This window comes from Mucilaginibacter sp. OK283, assembly GCF_900110415.1.
Taxonomy (GTDB): domain Bacteria; phylum Bacteroidota; class Bacteroidia; order Sphingobacteriales; family Sphingobacteriaceae; genus Mucilaginibacter.
Window position 1 is genome coordinate 187,575 of the sequence record NZ_FODR01000010.1, and the last position, 20,005, is coordinate 207,579.

Annotated in this window: 15 protein-coding genes; 9 read left to right on the forward strand and 6 right to left on the reverse strand. The window is 42.3% G+C overall.

Annotation, left to right across the window (positions count from 1 at the left end):
* Nucleotides 1–2: 2 nt before the first annotated feature.
* The 4 genes from BMX56_RS21830 (at nucleotide 3) to BMX56_RS21845 (ending at nucleotide 5,841) form a co-directional block, all read left to right on the forward strand.
* Entirely contained in the window at nucleotides 3–617 is a 615-nt protein-coding gene (locus BMX56_RS21830) for a DUF4159 domain-containing protein (RefSeq protein ID WP_090651870.1), read from the forward strand.
* Nucleotides 618–749: 132 nt separating this feature from the next.
* Nucleotides 750–1,247, forward strand: coding sequence for an acyl-CoA carboxylase biotin carboxyl carrier protein subunit (locus BMX56_RS21835; protein WP_090651807.1), 498 nt, complete (start codon nucleotides 750–752; stop codon nucleotides 1,245–1,247).
* 127 nt (nucleotides 1,248–1,374) lie between these two features.
* Nucleotides 1,375–4,434, forward strand: coding sequence for a SusC/RagA family TonB-linked outer membrane protein (locus BMX56_RS21840; protein ID WP_090651808.1), 3,060 nt, complete (start codon nucleotides 1,375–1,377; stop codon nucleotides 4,432–4,434).
* A gap of 15 nt (nucleotides 4,435–4,449) precedes the next feature.
* Nucleotides 4,450–5,841 carry a RagB/SusD family nutrient uptake outer membrane protein gene (locus BMX56_RS21845; RefSeq protein ID WP_090651809.1) on the forward strand — a complete coding sequence of 464 codons (1,392 nt, stop codon included), beginning with the start codon at nucleotides 4,450–4,452 and terminating at the stop codon, nucleotides 5,839–5,841.
* A 413-nt stretch (nucleotides 5,842–6,254) separates the two neighbouring features.
* Here the strand turns inward: BMX56_RS21845 and BMX56_RS21850 are convergent, their stop codons facing one another.
* The gene (locus BMX56_RS21850; protein ID WP_090651810.1) at nucleotides 6,255–7,952 is read right to left on the reverse strand and encodes an SUMF1/EgtB/PvdO family nonheme iron enzyme; all 1,698 of its coding nucleotides are present in this window, start codon (nucleotides 7,950–7,952) and stop codon (nucleotides 6,255–6,257) included.
* Between the two features lie 240 nt (nucleotides 7,953–8,192).
* On the opposite strand from BMX56_RS21850, the gene porV reads away from it, so the two are divergent.
* Entirely contained in the window at nucleotides 8,193–9,362 is a 1,170-nt protein-coding gene (porV, locus tag BMX56_RS21855; RefSeq protein ID WP_143065503.1) for a type IX secretion system outer membrane channel protein PorV, read from the forward strand.
* A 2-nt stretch (nucleotides 9,363–9,364) separates the two neighbouring features.
* Nucleotides 9,365–9,847: a 2-C-methyl-D-erythritol 2,4-cyclodiphosphate synthase gene (ispF, locus tag BMX56_RS21860; RefSeq protein ID WP_090651812.1), complete on the forward strand. Its 483-nt coding sequence runs from the start codon at nucleotides 9,365–9,367 to the stop codon at nucleotides 9,845–9,847.
* 79 nt (nucleotides 9,848–9,926) lie between these two features.
* Here the strand turns inward: ispF and BMX56_RS21865 are convergent, their stop codons facing one another.
* The 3 genes from BMX56_RS21865 to BMX56_RS21875 form a co-directional block, all read right to left on the reverse strand.
* Nucleotides 9,927–13,382, reverse strand: a complete 3,456-nt coding sequence (locus BMX56_RS21865; protein ID WP_090651813.1) for a glycosyltransferase — start codon at nucleotides 13,380–13,382, stop codon at nucleotides 9,927–9,929.
* Nucleotides 13,383–13,450: 68 nt separating this feature from the next.
* Nucleotides 13,451–13,612, reverse strand: a complete 162-nt coding sequence (locus tag BMX56_RS21870; RefSeq protein WP_090651814.1) for a FeoB-associated Cys-rich membrane protein — start codon at nucleotides 13,610–13,612, stop codon at nucleotides 13,451–13,453.
* Between the two features lie 58 nt (nucleotides 13,613–13,670).
* On the reverse strand, nucleotides 13,671–14,864 hold the full coding sequence (locus BMX56_RS21875) for a hypothetical protein (protein ID WP_090651815.1): 1,194 nt from the start codon (nucleotides 14,862–14,864) through the stop codon (nucleotides 13,671–13,673).
* A gap of 301 nt (nucleotides 14,865–15,165) precedes the next feature.
* Between BMX56_RS21875 and BMX56_RS21880 the strand changes: the two genes are divergently transcribed.
* The 3 genes from BMX56_RS21880 to BMX56_RS21890 are packed head-to-tail and all read left to right on the forward strand — an operon-like array spanning nucleotide 15,166 to nucleotide 16,896.
* Nucleotides 15,166–16,167, forward strand: a complete 1,002-nt coding sequence (locus BMX56_RS21880; protein WP_090651816.1) for an NAD(P)H-dependent glycerol-3-phosphate dehydrogenase — start codon at nucleotides 15,166–15,168, stop codon at nucleotides 16,165–16,167.
* 34 nt (nucleotides 16,168–16,201) lie between these two features.
* Nucleotides 16,202–16,513 carry a hypothetical protein gene (locus BMX56_RS21885; protein ID WP_090651817.1) on the forward strand — a complete coding sequence of 104 codons (312 nt, stop codon included), beginning with the start codon at nucleotides 16,202–16,204 and terminating at the stop codon, nucleotides 16,511–16,513.
* Between the two features lie 50 nt (nucleotides 16,514–16,563).
* On the forward strand, nucleotides 16,564–16,896 hold the full coding sequence (locus BMX56_RS21890; RefSeq protein ID WP_143065504.1) for a hypothetical protein: 333 nt from the start codon (nucleotides 16,564–16,566) through the stop codon (nucleotides 16,894–16,896).
* Between the two features lie 349 nt (nucleotides 16,897–17,245).
* Here the strand turns inward: BMX56_RS21890 and BMX56_RS21895 are convergent, their stop codons facing one another.
* Together BMX56_RS21895 and BMX56_RS21900 are read right to left on the reverse strand one after the other, a co-directional pair.
* Nucleotides 17,246–19,090, reverse strand: coding sequence for a DEAD/DEAH box helicase (locus tag BMX56_RS21895; RefSeq protein ID WP_090651819.1), 1,845 nt, complete (start codon nucleotides 19,088–19,090; stop codon nucleotides 17,246–17,248).
* A gap of 314 nt (nucleotides 19,091–19,404) precedes the next feature.
* A complete protein-coding gene (locus BMX56_RS21900) occupies nucleotides 19,405–19,875 on the reverse strand; it encodes a DUF4293 domain-containing protein (RefSeq protein WP_090651820.1) in 471 nt (156 codons plus the stop codon).
* Between the last annotated feature and the right edge of the window lie 130 nt (nucleotides 19,876–20,005).

Genomic DNA, 20,005 nt, shown 5'->3' on the forward strand with positions numbered 1-20,005 from the left:
TAATGTGTGGCTTTTGTGCACCAGCATACAAAATGGCGCGGCTTAAGTACGCCGGCGGGGGCGATTGGTATGGCGACCGAACTGCTTTAACTAACCTTGCAAAATTTTGTAATGAAAACCTGAAAACTAATTTTGATGTCGATGATGAGGTAGTAGAAGCAGGCAGTGCATCTATTTTTAATTATCCATTTGTTTTTATGACAGGGCATGGTAACGTGATTTTTAGCGACCAGGAAGCCCGAAACCTGCGCAAATACCTCACAGGTGGTGGCTTTTTGCATATCGATGATAACTACGGACTGGATAAATTTATCCGCCCGCAAATGAAAAAGGTTTTCCCAGAACTTGAATTTGTTGAACTGCCACTTAATCATCCCATTTATCACCAAAAATACAGCTTCCCTAATGGCTTGCCCAAAATACATGAACATGATGGTACCCGCGCACAAGGTTTTGGACTGATATACAAAGGGCGATTAGTGTGCTTTTATGACTACGAGTGCGACCTTGGCAATGGCTGGGAAGATTATGGCACCTACGCGGGTGATACCCAGGAAACCCGTATTAAGGCGCTTAAAATGGGTGCCAATATGGTGCAGTATGTTTTTACGCAATAGTTATATATCCGCTGAGGTTTTAAATTGACAGTAAATTTAAATTTGCCACTGGCGGTAGTCGGGATATTTGCATAACTTTAATTTATCCTTACTTAAAAACTACACTATCCTGCAACTCAAACCCTGCAACACATGTATCAGCTAAAAATAAATGAGAAGTATAGCTTTGAGGCGGCGAGAAACGATGACGGCCTGCTTATTAATAATAAGGCTACCACTGCCGATATTAAACATATCGGCGAAGGCATCTATCATGTTATAGAAGGCAACCAATCTTACAATGCCGACGTAGTATCTTTTAACAGCGTCGAAAAAACTGCCCAAATTAAGATAAACAACAATATCTATACAATTACGGTAAAAGATCAGTTTGATATTTTGCTGGATAAATTGGGACTGAGTAGTTTATCCGGCGCCCAGCTAAGCGAGATTAAGGCCCCCATGCCGGGTCTTGTACTCAAAGTATTTGCTGTTGAAGGCGATGAAGTTAAAAAAGGGGATAACCTTTTGATACTTGAAGCCATGAAGATGGAAAACATTATCAAATGCCCTGCTGATGTTACTATAAAAAAAATCAGGATAAAGAGCGGGAACAAAGTAGAAAAAGGGCAAATCCTGATTGAGTTTTAAAATTTGGTTATTTTTTACGCTAATTTTTATATTGTGTTTGTAAAAACGCAGGCAATCTTAATTGCTTTAATTGTTTTTTTGCCTTTTTGTTAATAACTTACTTTTTTTTAATTAACATTTTAACTCTATGAAGAAAAATCTACTAACAATTTTGTTGTTATTTTCCTGCATTTCATTCGTTTTTGCTCAAAACCGGATTATTACAGGTAAGGTAACAGATCAAAAGGATGGTTCGCCCTTACCTGGGGTAAGCGTGACCGTGAAAGGTGCCGCCAGTATTGGCGTTCAAACAGATGTAAGTGGAGCCTACAAACTTTCGGTACCTGCTACAGCCAAAGTTTTAGTCTTTAGATTTATCGGTTATACACCGGTAGAAATTGCAATAAGTGGTATGGCTGTTAATGCGAGCTTGGCCGTTGATGCCAAGCAGCTTAACGAAGTTGTGGTTGTTGGTTACGGTACTCAAAGCAGGGCATCGTTAACAGGCTCGGTTTCAAAAATTAAAGGCGCCGACATTGAAAATATTCCTGTACCAAGTTTAGAGTCGGCTATTCAGGGCCGTACACCGGGCGTATATATCCAGGCACAAAACGGTAAGCTGGGGCAAGGCATACAGGTGCGTATCCGTGGTGCTTCGTCTGTATCAGCAGGTAACCAGCCTTTATACGTGGTTGATGGTTTGCCTATCACTGTTGATGATTTTTCAAGCAATGGTGCGTCAACCAATCCGTTGGTCGATCTGAATCAAAATGATATCGAATCTATTGATATATTAAAAGATGCATCTGCTGCTGCTATTTACGGTTCAAGGGCGTCAAATGGTGTGGTTTTAGTTACAACCAAGAAAGGTAAGGCCGGCGATACCAAAGTAACCTACAACCAGTATTACGGCTTTAGCAAACCGACACGCGAGCGCGAGTTTTTAAATGCCGAACAGTATGTTACTTTATTAAGATTGGCTGGCGCTGCCGGAGGGTATTCAACAACTTCTGTTGAGGCGCGGTTAAAGAGGTATGCTGCCGGCAGTGACAATTATAAAACGTACGCTGTAAATACCGACTGGCAAAAAGAAATTACTCAACATGCCCCCGTGCAAAATTATAATCTTGTACTGTCAGGAGGTACCGATAAAACCAAGTTTTACATATCCGGCACCTATAATAATCAAAAAGGCTTCCTGATAGGCAATGCTATAAACCAGTACAGTTTGCGTACCAATGTTAGTAACCAGGCTAATAAATGGCTGGAAGTGGGTGCCAATTTAAGTGTATCGCGTACCAAAAATTATCGTTTATCAAATGATGATCAGTTTTCGACCCCCGAGCAAATTGTTGCATTAAGCCCGATCACGCCCGTTATCGATCCGCGTACAGGTTTAACAAGTGGCGCGCTTGATCCTACTACAGGTACACCAAACAGTAATTTTCCTATTTATTATAATCCATTATTAAATGCGCAAAACGCATATTTTAATACAATAGATTACAGGAATCTTGGAAACGTATATGCGCAGGTAAAGCTGCTCCCTTCTTTAAGTTTCCGGTCGGAAGTAGGTGTGGATATATTGAATTCAAGTGAAGATAGTTACGCAGGTAGTTTAACCTCCCGTAATTCAGGTACACCAAACGGGGTTGGCTTTAACTCGTCCGTTACATCGGTAAATTTTAACACCAATAACTTTTTACAGTTTATAAAAGACTTTGGTAAAAGTAATATCAACGCGGTAGGTGGTATGACCTATCAACGTCAACAAAACGATCTTAACTCTATCAGCGGTGACCAGTTTCCGAGTGACGCTTATAAAAAGCTAATCAGTTCCGCCGATATCACAGCCGGATCGTCATCATCAACAGCGTACTCATTGCTTTCGTACTTTGCCAGGGCAAATTATAAGTTTGACGAAAAGTACCTGTTATCGGTAAGTGGCCGTATTGATGGCTCATCAAGGTTTGGGGCAAACCACCGTTATGGATTTTTCCCGGCAGGTTCTGTTGGCTGGGTTATTTCGCAGGAAGGTTTTATGAAACAGCAACAACTGGTTTCTGATTTAAAATTACGTGCGAGTTACGGTATAACGGGTAACTCAGAGATTGGAAACTTCCCATCGCGCGGGTTATTTTCTGAATTTGGTTATGCGGGTGTTGCGGGATCAAGGCCTACCCAATTGCCAAACCCGGATTTGAAGTGGGAAACATCGGCTACAACAGATATTGGCTTAGATGTTGGGTTTTTTAACGGAAGGCTTTCCGGACAGTTTGACGTTTACTTGCGAAAAACTAAGGATCTTTTGTTAAACGTACAAGTGCCTGCAACCTCTGGTTATACAACAATTACTCAAAATTTAGGTAAGCTGCAAAACAAGGGTTTTGAAATGCAGATAGATTCTAAGAACATAGTGGGCAAAGAGATTACCTGGTCAACCAGCTTTAACTTTTCAGTTAACCGTAATAAAATTACCGATTTGAAAGGCCAGGTGATTACCGGAAGCGGAGATGGCGTAAACCGTGCAGTTGAGGGACAACCATTGGGTGTTTTTTATACTGTTGAATTTGCGGGTGCCGATCCGGCCAATGGTGATGCACTTTATTATAAAAACACCGATTTGGGCGGTGGTAAGCGAGACCGTACAACAACCAATGATTATAATGCAGCAACTCCTGTTGTAGTTGGCGACCCTAACCCTAAATTTATTGCCGGCTTAAATAACACTGTTAGTTATAAAGGAATTGACTTTAGCTTCCTGTTGCAGGAAGTAAATGGCGATAAGATTTATAATGGTGGTGGGCAGTACATGTCGGTTGGTTTTAATAACGGTGCCGACAATCAAACTCTTGATCAGCTTCAATCATGGAAAAAGCCGGGCGATATTACAATGGTTCCTGAGGCCCGCTTATTTGGCGGCAATGGCGTATCGCCAAGTTCGAGGTACTTAAGTGATGGATCATACCTTCGTTTGAAAAATATTGTATTAGGTTATAATTTCCCCAAAAGTATACTTGAAAAAATTAAACTACGTAGTTTGAGGATTTACGCGCAAGCTACAAACTTAGCCACCTGGACCAAGTACAAAGGTTGGGACCCTGAGCTGAATTCGGACGCGTTTTCTGGCAATATTACCCAGAACTATGATTTTTATGCAGCGCCGCAGGCTAAAACAATAACATTTGGTATTAACGTGGGATTTTAATTTAAGCTGAAGAAGATGAAAAAAATAAAATATTCAATTATAGCATTGAGTACATTAGCAATGCTGTATAACTCTGGCTGTCAAAAGCAGTTAGATATTAAACCGCAAAATTCAGTCGAAGCTGACCAGGCTCTCAAAACATCAAAAGATGTGGAAGGGGTGCTTATCGGAGCATATACCGCAGCCGGTTTAAGAGGGCTATATGGCGGGCGGTTGCAAGCAACTACTGATTTTTTGGCCGATGACGGAGATTTCTCTTATTTCGGGACATTTTCTGACTACACCGAACTCAACGACAAAAAGATTACGATTAACAACTTTTTTGTTGAGGGGGCATGGGACAGTGGTTACAACACCATTGGAGTATGTAATACAGTTTTAGCCAATCTAAACCTGGTTATTTCAACAGATAAAGCAGGTGTTGAAGGAGAAGCCAGGTTTTTACGCGGGATGACTTATTTTGATTTGGCCCGGGCTTTCGGCAGAGCGTGGAATGATGGCAGTCCGACAACTAACCTTGCTGTGCCTCTTGTTTTAACACCAACCACGACTATAGCCGGCATTCAAAAAGTAAAAAGAAATACAGTTGCCGAAATATATGCACAGGCCATTGCAGATTTGAAGATTGCTGAAGCTAATCTCCCAAATAAATCAACTTATGCAAGCTCGGCGGCTGCTTCGGCTGTTTTGGCACGTATTTACCTCACCCAGGAAAATTATGCCCAGGCAGAGGTTGAGGCATCTAAAATAATAGATGGGGGTGCGTACAGCCTTATTGAACACTTTGCCGACGAGTTTCAACATCCGGATCAGGCTACACGCGTATTTAATACCGCCGAGGATATTTTTGCTATTCAAATCTCAAATCAATCGGGTTTTAATGCATTGAATGAGGTTTACGCAAGTTCTGATTACGCTGGCCGTGGCGAAACTTATATCAATCAACAACACTTTGACCGGTACGAAGCAGGCGATGACAGGGCCAATGAGTTTACCGATGATCCCTTCACAACCAAGTTTAATAACGCATTCGGTAACGTTGTAACTATTCGTCTGGCCGAGATTTATCTTATCCGCGCCGAAGCTAGGATCAAGAAAGCCGTTCCCGATCTTGTTGGTGCAGCTGCTGATATAAATAAGGTTAGAAACAGGGCCGGTTTAGCTAATACTGCAGCTGTAAGCGCTACTGCTTTGTTTAATGCCGTGAAGCAGGAGCGCCGGGTCGAGCTTCCTTTTGAGGGCTTTAGGTTAGGCGATTTGAAACGTTACAAAGAAACTACCCGATCGGTAGATGGTGACGGTAACACTGTAGATACATTCGATTGGGACTCTCCGAAATTGGTATTCCCTATACCAAAACGTGAAATAGATGCCAATTCTAATTTGATACAAAACCCAGGTTACTAGTAAGCACTACACTATATAGAATGAAATCCCGGTAGCTGATGTTGCCGGGATTTTTTTACCTCATGGGAGGCCAATCTAACCCGATTAAATAGAACATACCAGATGTCTGGATATAAGGCTCATCAACGCCAATGCCAAATGCCATGGGGTTTGTGGCATCGGCTGTTAACAATTGCATTATGGCATTTGTAGGGAGTATGATATGGCTGTTTCCAGGCAGTGATAGCCTTGACGAGACTATATCAAATAATTTATGGCGCTTTGATGGCTTGATAGTTGCAACTGATACAGAGGATCAACGGAATCCGGATCTTATTTCTGAGCTGCGAACGGTGCGGGCACTTTAATCCACCACAACAAACAAGGCCATTCAAATTGAACGGCCTTGATACTTAAGTTTAAAATTGGGTATTTTATTTAGCCTTAAATGGCTTTGCTTTTTTAACCGGGTAGTGTGGCTTGCCGTTAGGATAAACTTCCGGGGCACCTACTAAGGTCATCGCGCAACGGAAACCAACTTCGGCACTCGATTCTTCCTCGTCCATAAAGCGGCGGGTTGCCGGGTTCATCCAATAGGCAAGGTCATTCCATGAGCCACCTTTATAAACTTTCGAATGATCGTTTACTAATGTTGTATTACCGTATAAAGCTGTATTTACCGTATCCTTTTCGCCCCTGAAATCAGGATCGTATTTTTTGCCGGACTCTTTAACCAATGAGCCAACAGTAGTATTAGGAGCGGTAGCGTTTGGCTGTGCCCCCGGAGTTGCCGGCGCGCCGTTGGCAGGTGTACCCTGTGCCGGCGCACTATTAACGGTATTTGGATCCTGGCCTTGCTGTAATGCCAGGTAATCGGCATACTTCATTTTTTTGTTTGATTTGGCAGGGTCTTTAATGGGCTTGCCATATTTATCTTTGGCGTATAAGCCTTTAGATGGGTCGGCTAGGCGTTTGTTGGTATATTGGTTACCGCGGAAAGGGTTAAAATCCTCAAACTCCTCAAAAGATGTTTGGCGGTAGGTATCCTGCACCCACTCGTTTACGTTGCCCGACATTTGGTAAAGACCAAAATCATTTGGAGGATAGGTACGCACAGGTGCGGTTATGTCGGCTTTATCATTCAAATAACCACCCACACCCATGTTGTCGCCGGCACCCCTTTTAAAGTTGGCTAAAATTAAGCCACGGGTTTTGCTCTTTGCCGAACGAACCCCCATGCCATTCCATGAGTACATTTTACCGTCATCAATATTTTCAAATTGGGTGTTGCCTGCCAGTGCCAAAGCAGCGTACTCCCACTCGGCTTCTGATGGTAAACGATAAGCCTGTTTCAATATACCATCTTCCATACGCACGGGCCTTACGGGTTTAGCATTTTTGCCAGTACCTGCGGCAGCGTTAGGGCTTAAGTTAGGCATCATTTTTTTACCGTCTATTCCGGCACCTTTCATTTGGCCATTCAGGTATATATCGGTATTAAAAGGCTGCGATGCTCCCGTCGCTGCCGTAGCGCCGCCGTTTTTGCCTTTTGCGTTTTGATCTTTCCAGGTTACCATACGCCCGGTTTCACGCAAAATGTTTTCGTTGGTGCGGTCGGTACGCCATGCACAATAATCTTGTGCCTGGTCCCAGCTAACACCCACCACCGGGTAATCCTGAAACGCGGGATGGCGCAGGTAGTTATCAACGTAAGGATCGTTATATGATAATGGTTTACGCCAAACCAATGTATCTGGTAAGGCATTGTAATACAATTCACGGTCTTGAGGGAAAGTAATGCTTAACCAATGCAGGTAGTCAAGCCAATCCTGGTTGGCAACTTCTGTTTCGTCCATATAGAATGACGGTACAGTTACTCTGCGGCGTACATTGTTATAATCATAAGTAACGTCCTGATCGGCGCTGCCACCCATTACAAAGGTACCACCTTCAATAGGTACCAGGCCCGGGCCTGGCGCGGGATGTGTTTGCCTGTAACGCTCATAGCCACCATTATTTTTGTTATTATAAACTAAACCGGTTTTTTGCGATACCGATGGTTTACTACAGCTGCTTACCAATGCACATACAGCCGCAAGGGCTAAAGCAGTTTTAGTAAAAAGTATTTTCATAATTTTACAATTATATTAATGACGTAAATTTAGAAAAAAATGAGTATAATGCTAATGCTAATGCATCTTCTTCTAAATAAATCAAACAATTATTGATGCTTTTAACGGAAATGGTGCAACGTTGGTTGCAATGTTTTGTTTTTTTTTAGTCGTTTGCAACCAAATGTCTTCACAAAAAAATCCGATATAAATTATGAGCGGATATTTATCAATTTAAATAATAAAGCTAAATTGCACCCAATGAAGTTTTTTACATTTCGGAATATAACCTTCTTATCATTGTATTTACTGCCATTTACGGTTGTAGGGCAAACAAGTACTGACGGAAGCGCATACAGAGGATCGCGCGTTGAAGTACCGTTTTTAAACATTACCCCCGATTCACGTTCGGGCGCGATGGGCGAGGCGGGGGTTGCTATTTCGCCGGATGTTAACGCTAATTTCTGGAATCCCTCGAAGCTTGCTTTTGTTGAAAGTAATGATGCACTTTCGTTGTCATATTCTCCGTGGTTAAGGCACCTGGTGCCCGACATTAGTTTGTCGTACCTAAGCTATGCCCATAAAATTGACGATCGTAACACACTCGGTGCTTCGTTGCGCTATTTTAATTATGGCTCATTGCAGCTTAATGACGACCAATCCAATAACCAGGGTACTTACACGCCAAATGAGTTTTCGCTCGATGTTAGTTTTGCGCGTAAGTTTGGAGAGAATTTTTCATTGGGGTTAACCGCTCGTTACATTCATTCAAGCATTTCCAGTGTGTCGTTTGCCACTGCGGGATCAACCCAAACAGGCAGGGCCGGCAATGCTTTTGCTGCGGATGTATCGATGTTTTATAAATCGACCTATGGCGATGATAACCTGTTTGCTTTTGGTGCCAACATATCCAACATTGGCACAAAAATTAGCTATACTACCAATGGGCCTAAATATTTTTTACCTGCCAATTTAAAGTTAGGCGCGGCCAACACCTGGAACCTTGACGAAAATAACCAGATAACGGTTGCCTTTGACATAAACAAGCTGCTAACACCCACTCCTCCTATAAAAGATGCCAACGGCACAATTATAAGTGGCAAAAACGATGATGTATCGGTACCATCGGGTGTTTTTCAGTCATTTGGCGATGCCCCTGGTGGTTTTAGCGAGGAGATGAAGGAAATAAGCCTGTCGCCCGGCGCCGAGTACTGGTATAACAACCAGTTTGCCATAAGGGCTGGTTATTTATATGAAAACCCAAGCAAAAGCGACAGGCGTTATGTAACTCTCGGCTTTGGTGTTAAATATGATATTTTTAAGTTCGATTTCTCATACCTGGCAGCCAGCCAGCAAAATAGTCCTTTGGCCAATACCTTGCGTTTTAGTTTATCGGCAAGTTTTGGCGGTACCTCCAATGTGTCAAAATAATAATGGGTAAAATTAAAGTAGGGTTTGGTTTTGATGTTCACCAGCTGCGTGAGCAGCACCCATTTGTTTTGGGCGGGGTTAATTTAGAGCACCATTCCGGCGCTTATGGCCATTCAGATGCTGATGTACTTTTACATGCCATTTGTGATGCCTTGCTTGGCGCCGCTAATATGCGCGATATAGGTTTTCATTTCTCCAATACAGACAACCGCTGGAAAGGTATCAGCAGCCTTATCCTGCTTCAGCATGTTGTTAAATTAATAAAAGAAAAGGGCTTCAGCATTGGCAACATTGATGCCATGGTATGTTTGGAGGCACCAAAGATAAACCCCCACATCCCGGCTATGAAGGTGCATATAGCCAAAGCGGCATCTATCAGCGAAGATGACATATCTATAAAAGCTACCACTAACGAGCAATTAGGCTTTATAGGGCGTCAGGAAGGCGTTGTTGCTTATGCGGTTTGTTTGATCGAAAGAGAATAACCTAAAAGGCAAGGAATCAAGAAAAAATACATTCCAGACGCGGGGTGTTTTTGCCTTGACTTGCTTACAGTTCTTTAACTTACATATACCACTTTTTTACCACCCAGAATACAATCGCAGCAATTATTAGCAAAGCAACAATAATGTAAATTGCCGAGTTGTTCTTCTTTTGACCGCCTTTAACATTTACGTTACCGGTACGTTTTAGTACGCCCCAGCCGCTTAACTCGCCTTTAAGGGCCTTACGCATCGATTTAAACAGTACGTAATACATCAGCTGTCTCCACAGGAAACGTTGCGGTATAATGTAAATAAGCTTCCTGTAATCTTCTTTTTCCATTCGGAAAGCAATAATGCCCACAATGAAATCGATAACCACAAAAGCCACATAGTATATCAGCATTTTCTCCGGCTTCTCGCCAAACAGCGCGAAGATCATCATCAGATCGGCCAACGGGGAGAACAGTGGTAGTATAATCTGGAAAATGAGGATATTGGGCATGCCCACCATCCCAAAGAATTTATACTTTTTGTTAAACAATGCGTCGCGGTTTTTCCAGAAGCTTTGAATAACCCCGAAACTCCAGCGGAAACGTTGTTTAAGTAACATATTAATGGTTTCCGGTGCTTCGGTATATGCAATAGCTTCGGCACAGTTTTTTACAATGTAGCCTTGTTTGAGGATGCGCATAGTTAAATCACAATCCTCGGCCAGGGTATCGTAAGTAAAGCCGCCGGCACGGAAAATGGCCGATTTGCGGAATGCTCCAATAGCGCCTGGTACTACCGTAATGCTATTGATGAGGTCGAAAGCGCGGCGGTCCATGTTTTGGGCGGTAATGTACTCTATTGATTGCCACCGGGTAATAATATTGGTTTCGTTGCCAACTTTTACTGTGCCTGCCACAGCGCCAATTTCCTCATCGGTAAAGTAGCTCATCAATTGATAAATAGCGTCGTTTTTAAGTTGCGTATCTGCATCAATACAAACAACAAAATCGCTGGTGGCATGGGTTATACCAAAGTTAAGGGCCGATGCTTTACCACCATTGGGCTTGGTTAATATTTTAACCAGCGGATGGCCTTCATAAGCAGCCGATACTACTTCAAATGTTTTATCTTTTGATCCGTCGTCAACAAAAATAATTTCAAAAACCGGGTATTCGGTTTTTAATAAACTTTGGATAGTGGCAACGGCATTTACCTCCTCGTTATAAGCTGGTACAATAATACTCACGGGGGGAAGTGGCAAATTGTCGCCACGCAGTTTTACGGTTTTTTTGTTCTCGCTGTTTTGTCTTACCGCAAGTATAGCAATCAAAACAATACGGCCTATAGCCAGGAATATAGCCGACAAAAACACATATATCAAAAACCAGTTGAAGTAGTAATAAGCATGTACCGCGACATCATACATAGGGCCAAAAATGCCGGTATGATCGTCTTTTATAGGTGGCATCAGGTCATCTTTGGTTTTGTCAAGCACATCGGCAATAGTAGTAAACTGGTAGCCATGAGTTTTAAAGTAGTGTATAATGGCTGGCAATGCCTTTACTGTTTCTTCACGGGTATCGCCGCCGGCATCATGCAGCAGGATCATCGATCCATTGTTGGCCTGCCTGATGGTGCGGGCAACAATGCTGTCGGCTGTTACGCCGGGCTGCCAATCCCATGGGTCGATAGATTCGCCAATAGTGATATAGCTTTGCCTGCGGCTTTCGGCTACAGGGATTACTTCGGCCAACGTTTCGGGCTCGGCATCTGCATTAAATGGCGGGCGGAACAGGATGGTACTGCGGCCTGTAACCGATTCGATGATTTTGCGGGTAGCGTTTAGCTCAAGCACCACGCGTTGCAGGCTGATGGTTGATATATCCGGATGGAAGAATGTGTGGTTTCCAATTTCATAACCGTCCTCATAAATTCGCCTCAGGATGGCTATGTTTTTTTCGGCCATGGAACCCACTACGAAGAAGGAGGCCGGAACTTTTTCTTTTTTTAGGATATCAAGAATGCGTGGGGTGTAATCCGGGTCGGGTCCGTCATCAAAGGTCAACACAACCTTTTTAGGCTTATACCCATACTTACGGATCATGTACTTGGTGGGCAGTCTTTTATAAGTTTGCGCAGTGATGGTATAGTTGCCTGTATCCAGTTTTACATCAATCTCGCCGGTTTGGGGCGTGGTTATCAGGTCGAGCACCTCGCCATCGCCATCATACTCTACGTTTTTACGGCTATTTAAACCAACAGAAGTTAACTTTTTTAAGTCGACACCGGTTTTACGCAGCGAATCGATAGACAGGTTTTTCTGGAAGAACGACCATAGCCTTGGATCTTCGGTACCCATGCGCCACAGAGCCACCCCGCCGGTTGCCCAGTCATCGGCCATGCGGATGACGTTAAAGTTGGTAGCAGCGTCGGCAAAATAAATGGTATGGTCAAGGCTATCCTTATCCATATAGGTAAAATGAGAATTTGCCGAAGCCGGATCAAATGTGATCTTGCTTTGGTTTTCTTCGGCAGCGCTAATAGCCTGCTGATAACCTATGGATTTGCCGATGCTGGTTTCGCGCCAGTCATAAGCGCCGCCTGCAAAGGTCAATATAATTTTTTCGCTGGGTACCTGGCTGCATACATCATCCAGTATCTGTTCAACCCAGTGCTGGTTTGATAAATCGCCCGGATTGCTTAGCTCATTATGCTCATCAATGGCCATAATGAACAAAAAATCGTTAACATGCTGCAACCTTATAATATTGTAAGCCTCATCTTCGGGCACTACGTTTTGTGTAACCAGGAAACCCTTGGCTTTTAATGTTTTATAAAGCTCGGTTTGAAAAGCAATATAAGTTTTGCTGTTGCGGTCTTTAATTTCGTCCAGGTCTACATTGATGCCTTTAAACTTATATTTTGTAAGGGCATTTACAATACTGTTAATAAAACCGGCACGCAAAGCAGGTTTTTTAAAAATACGCTCAATATCATAGCTATCATAACCGCCTTCCTGGTTGTTTTTATTTATATAGTTTGATAGTGTGAGTACAATGGGCTTATTATATTTTTTATTAACGTTGATGAGCCCCGTATCAACTTTGGTAATTACAGTGTCGACACCCGGAAGGATAGAAAAACCTTCGCTTACCACCATATCAAGCTTTGGCATGTTATCCAGCAACGAATAATAAGCCTGTGGCTCCCATGGGCGGTAAAAGGCCACATTCAGGCGGTCTTTATTATTAGGATGTTTGCGTTGATGAAGGCGTTTTGCACGTTCAAGAGCCTCAATTTCGCCTTTTTGTATTTTAAACGACCGGTATTTGGTTGACCGCTTGATTTGCGCAAGTTCCTCTTTCGACATTTTTTTTGGCGCCAGGTCGAGGCTTGGCAGACTGGGGTAATAGGTAGATTTAATGGTAACTATTACAGCAACAATACCTATTGCCAAAAAGGCAAACAGTATGCGACTGAGCCATTTAAAGCGGTTCCATCTGCCTGGTGAGTCTGCCTGAAAAATTTGCTTATTTGAAGACATTAAGTGAGATTACTTCTGGTTTAAAAGTATGGGTAACAAATGAAGATATGATGAATGGATGTTGCAGGCTACTTTTTTGTTTTGCCAGGCTCGATGCCCGAAAAATCAACGCCGCATTTACAATTGCCTCCGCAGCTTTTTTTTGCCGTCAGGCTTTTATATATCATACGGCCGATGTAAAAAATAGCGGCGGCAAAAAGAACAATAACTAAAATTACCTGGATGTTCATGTTGCAAAAATACTTAATTTTTAATATATACGTACAGACGCCGTTGATAGTATATGGTTTAACGCGGCATAAAGGCAATTGTTCCGCCAACCCAGTCAAAATCTTTATTATATCGTACACCAATCATTTTTCCGCGGCTTAACCGGGCCAGGTTTATGGCCAGTGTAGGTTTTTCGTCTCCGTCCGGCCATAGGTACAACAACCTGATTTCGGCCTTTACCCCACCATCTGGCGATTGCACAACAGGTTCATAATTAACTTTTTGCTGTAATATCCAGTTTTCCGGATCTTTAATACTGCGGGTATCATCCAAAGTAACATCAATAATTACACCCTGACCGGCAAAAGAAAACAAGGGCTTCAATACATAGTTTTCCAGGTCGGCAGGCAGGTAATCTACCTGGTGCAAAAACTGTGTTTTGGGGATATAACTGCCGCTTAAAAAAGGCATGGTAAATTTACTGATGCGGTAAAACCAATTGGGGTGTGTTATCCACTCCACATCAACAGGCTCCCTGATATCAACAACCTTTTCAAAAATCTCCGGATCATTATCAATTTCATCAAAAATCAAGCGGTTATAAATACGCTTAATTAATTGAAGGCCTCCATCTGTTTTATAAAATAGCTTATTTTGTTGTTGCACCAGCTCGGTTAAAGATACCACCGGGATGCCAAGGTATTTTTCAGTAATATAAAAGTCGACCGCGGTTTTTTGCTCCGGGGCATTTACATCCATTAAAACTACTTCGGCCGGTTTGCAATCGCCTATAATAGTTTTCCTGAGCAGGTCAATGTAACTGGCTTTGTTCAATCCGTTAAAATAAACGGTTTCATCACCGGCAATATCAAAAACATCCGCATAAACATCGCCCAGCAAAACCTGGAACCCGTATAAGGATGGAAAGCCCTGCATTTCTATCAGCTTAGGTACAATATTGCCGTATTCATCTTTGCATACGCCAAAATCAAGTGCTATAAAATGGGGATGACTGGTCTCATTGGCAACACGCCATTTATCGGGAATTGCCCGTTCAGTAAGTTCCTTAAAACCGGGTCGGAGGATGGTATCTACGATGTCGTTCCCGGCGGCAATCAGCCTGTCGCGAAAATCGGTAGTCAAAAAAACAGGTGTCTCGGCCACACGAAATTGAACAGGGCTGTGCAGCCCCTCGTTAAGTTTGCTCAAAAATTCCTGGTATTTGGCATCGGTAAAGCCTGCGTTAAATGTTTTCCTGGGTGATGGGTTCATATGGTAAAAAAAAGTTTTATCCCCCTGTCATGCTGAGGAACGAAGGATCTGTTTGCCGCTTTTCAGGCGGCGATGCATGTCGGCCAACAGATCCTTCGTTCCTCAGGATGACAGCGCTTGATAGCAGTGACACTATAAACAAACTTAACCAATTTAGTTTATCATTTTAAAAGCCCTTTAATTTTAGTCGTCAAGCACTTTAACCTTTCGCCTTTAACCTTTCCCCTTATCTGAATAAAAATTCCTTAATTTGCTTTGTCAATTAAAACTTAAACCTGGCATTACTACTTTAATTTATTAAATGTATAACAAAAAGATAACCGTTGTTGGCGGAGGAAGCTGGGCTACAGCCAATGTAAAAATGTTGGCTGATAATACTACCGAAAAGGAAATTTTTTGGTGGATGCGTAATACGCAGGCGGTTGAGCACCTAAACAAATTTGGGCATAATCCCCATTATTTAAGCTCGGTAGAAATAAAGCTGCCTAAACAAAATATATCAACAGATTTAAAATCATTGATACAAGTGGCTGATATTGTGTTGCTAAATGTGCCGGCTGCTTTTTTAAAAGAAGCACTAACTGGCATTACGCCTGCAGATTTGGCTGGCAAAAAAGTTGTATCGGCTATAAAGGGTATTGTGCCCGATGAAAATTTAATTATCGGCGAGTTTTTACACCAAAAATATGGTATTCCGTTTGAAGATTTTATTGTAATAAGCGGACCTTGCCATGCCGAAGAAGTTGCATTAGAGAAACTCTCTTACCTTACCATTGCATCCGGTGATGCTGCTTTGGCTACGGAGTTTGCGGGAATGATTAATACCCGTTACATAAAAACCAATGTATCTGATGATATTTATGGCACCGAGTGGGGCGCTGTATTAAAAAATGTGTATGCCATTGCGGGTGGTATTTGCCATGGAGTAGGGTATGGCGATAATTTCCAGTCGGTGCTCATTTCAAACGCGATACGCGAGTTGGAAAGGTTTGTTGATGCAGTGCACCCTATTAACCGGGACATTAAAGAATCGGCTTATCTGGGCGATTTGCTGGTTACCGCTTACTCGCAGTTTAGCCGTAACCGTACTTTTGGCAATATGATAGGGAAGGGGTATACCGTTACATCGGCCCAGCTGGAAATGAATATGATAGCCGAAGGATATTATGCAGTAAATTGCCTACAGCAGGTTAACAAACAGTACAAGGTAAACATGCCCATTTGCGATGCTGTTTATGCTATTTTATATCAAAAACACTCACCGGTGGTTGAAATGAGGCTTTTGGCCGAGAAATTGAGTTAAATGCTAATAGCATTAACTTAATTTATTTACTACCATGAAAAATTTATTCAAAATTGCAATGTTTGCAGCCGGTACATTTATGATATCGCCAGTATTTGCACAAACCCACAAAGACAGTACAATTGGACATAAAATTTCAAGAACGGCTAAAAAGGTAGGGCACAAAACATCACAGATTGCCGCCAACGGCGCATCGGCTGTAGTTGATAAGAAGTACGAAGGAAAGGTTGGTCCTGGTAACCATACCGTTTACATTGATGAGCATGATAAGTACTATTACATAAACAAAAAAGGACACAGGGTTTATGTAAAAAAATCTCAGCTTATTGATAAACCGGAAAAATAAAAATTGTATCTTAACAGTGCAGGCTTAGGCCTGCACTTACTATGTTTGCCATGAAAAAATATCCGTTAGTGGTTGTACCCGTTGTTTATGTCCTTATATTGTTTGCATGTAATAGTAATCAGACTGCAAAAAGCGAAGTTAACAGAAAATTGATAGGCAAATGGGTTTCAAAAGATGGTGCTACTAAACTGGAGATAACAGAAAAAGGTTTTACCACTGATGATGGACAACCGGTTACTGAAGATTATTTTGTGCAAAAAGATACCATTTTTACATCGTACCAGGGTAGCAGGCCATATACTAAATTCCTGATAAAAAACCTGGATGATCATAAACTCACGCTCTTTTACCCGGATTCGGATTTGGTGGAGTTTGCGAGGTAGGGGCTGTGAGTGGTGAGTAGAGAATAGCGAGTGGTTTTATTGTGAAGGTTGAGATCTTTTTTTCGTGTAGTCTCCCGTGTGCAAATCCAACTTGCAAATTCGCCTGTCTGGCGGGAGACGCAAAATGTTGCGTCGCTACGGTGGGGAGGTATATCAAAAAACAAAAGCCCTCATGCTGGCGGCATTGAAGGCTTTGTTAACAAAACTAAACTAAAACTCGCTTCCTTACCAGGGGAAGCCCATGAAAACTATCTTTTATCCAGTAGTAAGTATTTAGTATCAAGTATCAAGACAGCTTCAATAAGTTAATATTATCTTGCTACTTGATACTTACTACTTGATACTAAACTTAGAATCTTCTTTTGCGTTCCGGGCGATCTTCGCGGGGTTTGCCGGAGAAGTCACGGAAGCCACCACTACGACGATCACCGCCGCCTGAGTTGCTTCTTTCGCCACCACGGTAACCACCACCTTCTCGGCGTTCACCACCACGGTAACCACCTTCACGACGGTCGCCGCCACGGTAACCACCACTGCTTTCACGACGGTCGCTGGTGCCTTCGCCGGATACTTCTATCCGTACGGGGCGACCTTTGTACTCGGCGTCTTTAAAGCCTGCGCTTACCTTTTCAACATCTTCGTTAGGTACTTCAAAGAATGAATAAACACCTTTAACATCTATTTTACCAACGCTGCGGCCGCTAATTTTTGATGTGTTGCAAATGTAACCTAACAAATCGCCGCGGTTAAATTCATCAACCGAACCTAAGTTTATAAATAAACGGGTGTAAGCAGAGGGGCCGCTTGAAGCACCACGTTCGCCTCGCTCACCACGGTCATCCCTATCCCTGCGGCCACCTTCTTCAACGCTTGCGTTAAGGTCTGGCGCGTTTTTGTAATAATCAAGGAAACGGTTAAATTCAATTGATGCAAAGCGTTTGATAAACTCCTCTTTGCTCATATCCTTAAACTCTTCCATAATACGCGGGATATATTGCTCAATTTGCTGCTCATTAACCTGTACGTTGTGTACTTTATGAACAATGGAGAATAATTGTTTCTCGCAAACATCAAACCCGGTTGGAATCTCGGCTTTAACAAAGCGCTTACCCAGGGTGCGCTCAATCTGGCGTATTTTACCTAATTCTTTGGCGTTAATAATGCTGATAGATACACCTGTTTTACCGGCACGGGCTGTACGGCCGCTACGGTGGGTGTAGTTTTCAACCTCGTCTGGTAACGAGTAGTTAATAACGTGTGTTACATCATTAACATCAATACCACGTGCAGCAACATCAGTAGCAATTAACAATTGCAGGCTGCGCTCGCGGTAACGTTTCATTACTTTATCGCGTTGCTGTTGCGACAGGTCGCCATGTAACGAATCGGCATTGTAACCGTCTTTGATCAGGGCTTCTGCAATATCCTGCGTTTCAATTTTGGTACGACAAAATACGATACCAAAAATATCAGGATTAAAATCAACAATACGTTTAAAAGCGGCATACTTATCACGGGCACGTACAATGTAGTACTCGTGCTCAATATTGGCATTGCCGGTGTTTTTTGTGCCCATGGTAAGCTCAAATGGCTCGTGCATGTACTTTTTCGCTATACGGCGAACTTCAGTTGGCATGGTGGCCGAAAACAGCCAGGTTTTTTTCTCGTCCGGAGTGGTAGATAAGATATTATCAATGTCTTCCTGAAAGCCCATATTGAGCATTTCATCAGCTTCATCCAATACTACAAATTTTACCTTCGAAAAATCTATCGCCTTACGGTTAATGATATCAAGCATACGGCCTGGTGTGGCCACAACGATCTGTACGCCGCGTTTAATCTGGCGTAACTGATCCATAATGCTTGCTCCGCCATAAACGGCCACAACGTGAACGTTGTCCATTTTTTTGGAGTAATTTTTAATGTCGTTCGTGATCTGTAAACAAAGTTCACGTGTTGGGCATAAAACAAGTGCCTGTGGATGATTTTCTTCAAAATCCAACAGCTCTAATAATGGTAGGCCAAAGGCAGCAGTCTTACCGGTCCCGGTTTGGGCTAATCCGACAAAATCGTTGCTGCCTGTTAACAATACCGGAATTGACTGTTCCTGGATTGGCGTTGGGTTTTCAAACCCTAACTCAGAGATGGCATTAACAATATCATGACGGATTCCCAGTTCAATAAATGGGTTCATGAATTAAAATAACGAATTTGGCAACATCGCCAAATCGGGCGCAAAGATAGCGCTAATATTTTACAAAAGCAATAAGTATATGCAGTCAAAATCGCTTTTGAGTAATCTATTTTGATTTTGGCGGTAATAGCTTTTGAAATAGCAACTTAATTATGGATTTTGTAAATTTTACTGATCAATCCGGGAGTACCGGACGTATTTTGGATTGGATTAAAAACAGGTGTTATCGCTTTTTTTTGCCTTTTGTAGCAAAGCTATCCAAGCACAGGTTTTTAATTTGCACTATTACTTGTTAAAACTTTGCTTATATAATACTATCTTAACCTATCGGCAGATTTGATTAGCTTTTCATCATTTTTGATACCCTTGGTGGCCAATAGCAGCATAATAATGCTTATTGATGTTAGGAACAAACCAATTCCCATTGTATGCGTATCTAATTGAACGCCTTCGCCTACCGCTTTTTTTACAGTTTGCGCCATCCAGAAACTGTAGCCAAACAATACCAATATAGCGCCATAGCAAAAAGCCAGTTGCTGCTTGCGGTTTTTGAAAAGGAAAATTATAACAAGTGGTATAAGCGCCACTACAGCCGTTATGGCCGTAAGCGCCGTAAAAGATTCGATATGTTTTTGCGCGCCGTTAACATCCTGAAAAATGCCGGTGACGGTAATAGTTACAGGGACATTATTTACGTAAACGTTATGGGCCAGCGGGAAAAAGTAAAGGGCAAACAAAACCAGGCTGGCTGCAAGCAGGTAAATGCTTTGTATTCGTTGTAGCATAATGTTAAAAATATAATGGCAAATATAGTTGTTTTAGCCATTGCGTTATTGTTTTTTAATGGAGATGTAATTTGCTTTTTATGATAATTATTATAGTATCTTTAAACAGATTTTCCAATAATTATTAAGC

Excerpts from the sequence above, each read along its gene's own strand:
- BMX56_RS21900 (WP_090651820.1), bottom strand. The coding sequence starts at position 19,875 with ATGCTACAACGAATACAAAGCATTTACCTGCTTGCAGCCAGCCTGGTT.
- BMX56_RS21890 (WP_143065504.1), top strand. The coding sequence starts at position 16,564 with ATGAAAAAATATCCGTTAGTGGTTGTACCCGTTGTTTATGTCCTTATA.
- BMX56_RS21895 (WP_090651819.1), bottom strand. The coding sequence starts at position 19,090 with ATGAACCCATTTATTGAACTGGGAATCCGTCATGATATTGTTAATGCC.
- BMX56_RS21835 (WP_090651807.1), top strand. The coding sequence starts at position 750 with ATGTATCAGCTAAAAATAAATGAGAAGTATAGCTTTGAGGCGGCGAGA.
- BMX56_RS21885 (WP_090651817.1), top strand. The coding sequence starts at position 16,202 with ATGAAAAATTTATTCAAAATTGCAATGTTTGCAGCCGGTACATTTATG.
- BMX56_RS21845 (WP_090651809.1), top strand. The coding sequence starts at position 4,450 with ATGAAAAAAATAAAATATTCAATTATAGCATTGAGTACATTAGCAATG.
- BMX56_RS21865 (WP_090651813.1), bottom strand. The coding sequence starts at position 13,382 with ATGTCTTCAAATAAGCAAATTTTTCAGGCAGACTCACCAGGCAGATGG.
- BMX56_RS21830 (WP_090651870.1), top strand. The coding sequence starts at position 3 with ATGTGTGGCTTTTGTGCACCAGCATACAAAATGGCGCGGCTTAAGTAC.
- BMX56_RS21850 (WP_090651810.1), bottom strand. The coding sequence starts at position 7,952 with ATGAAAATACTTTTTACTAAAACTGCTTTAGCCCTTGCGGCTGTATGT.
- BMX56_RS21870 (WP_090651814.1), bottom strand. The coding sequence starts at position 13,612 with ATGAACATCCAGGTAATTTTAGTTATTGTTCTTTTTGCCGCCGCTATT.
- porV (WP_143065503.1), top strand. The coding sequence starts at position 8,193 with ATGAAGTTTTTTACATTTCGGAATATAACCTTCTTATCATTGTATTTA.
- ispF (WP_090651812.1), top strand. The coding sequence starts at position 9,365 with ATGGGTAAAATTAAAGTAGGGTTTGGTTTTGATGTTCACCAGCTGCGT.
- BMX56_RS21880 (WP_090651816.1), top strand. The coding sequence starts at position 15,166 with ATGTATAACAAAAAGATAACCGTTGTTGGCGGAGGAAGCTGGGCTACA.
- BMX56_RS21840 (WP_090651808.1), top strand. The coding sequence starts at position 1,375 with ATGAAGAAAAATCTACTAACAATTTTGTTGTTATTTTCCTGCATTTCA.
- BMX56_RS21875 (WP_090651815.1), bottom strand. The coding sequence starts at position 14,864 with ATGAACCCATCACCCAGGAAAACATTTAACGCAGGCTTTACCGATGCC.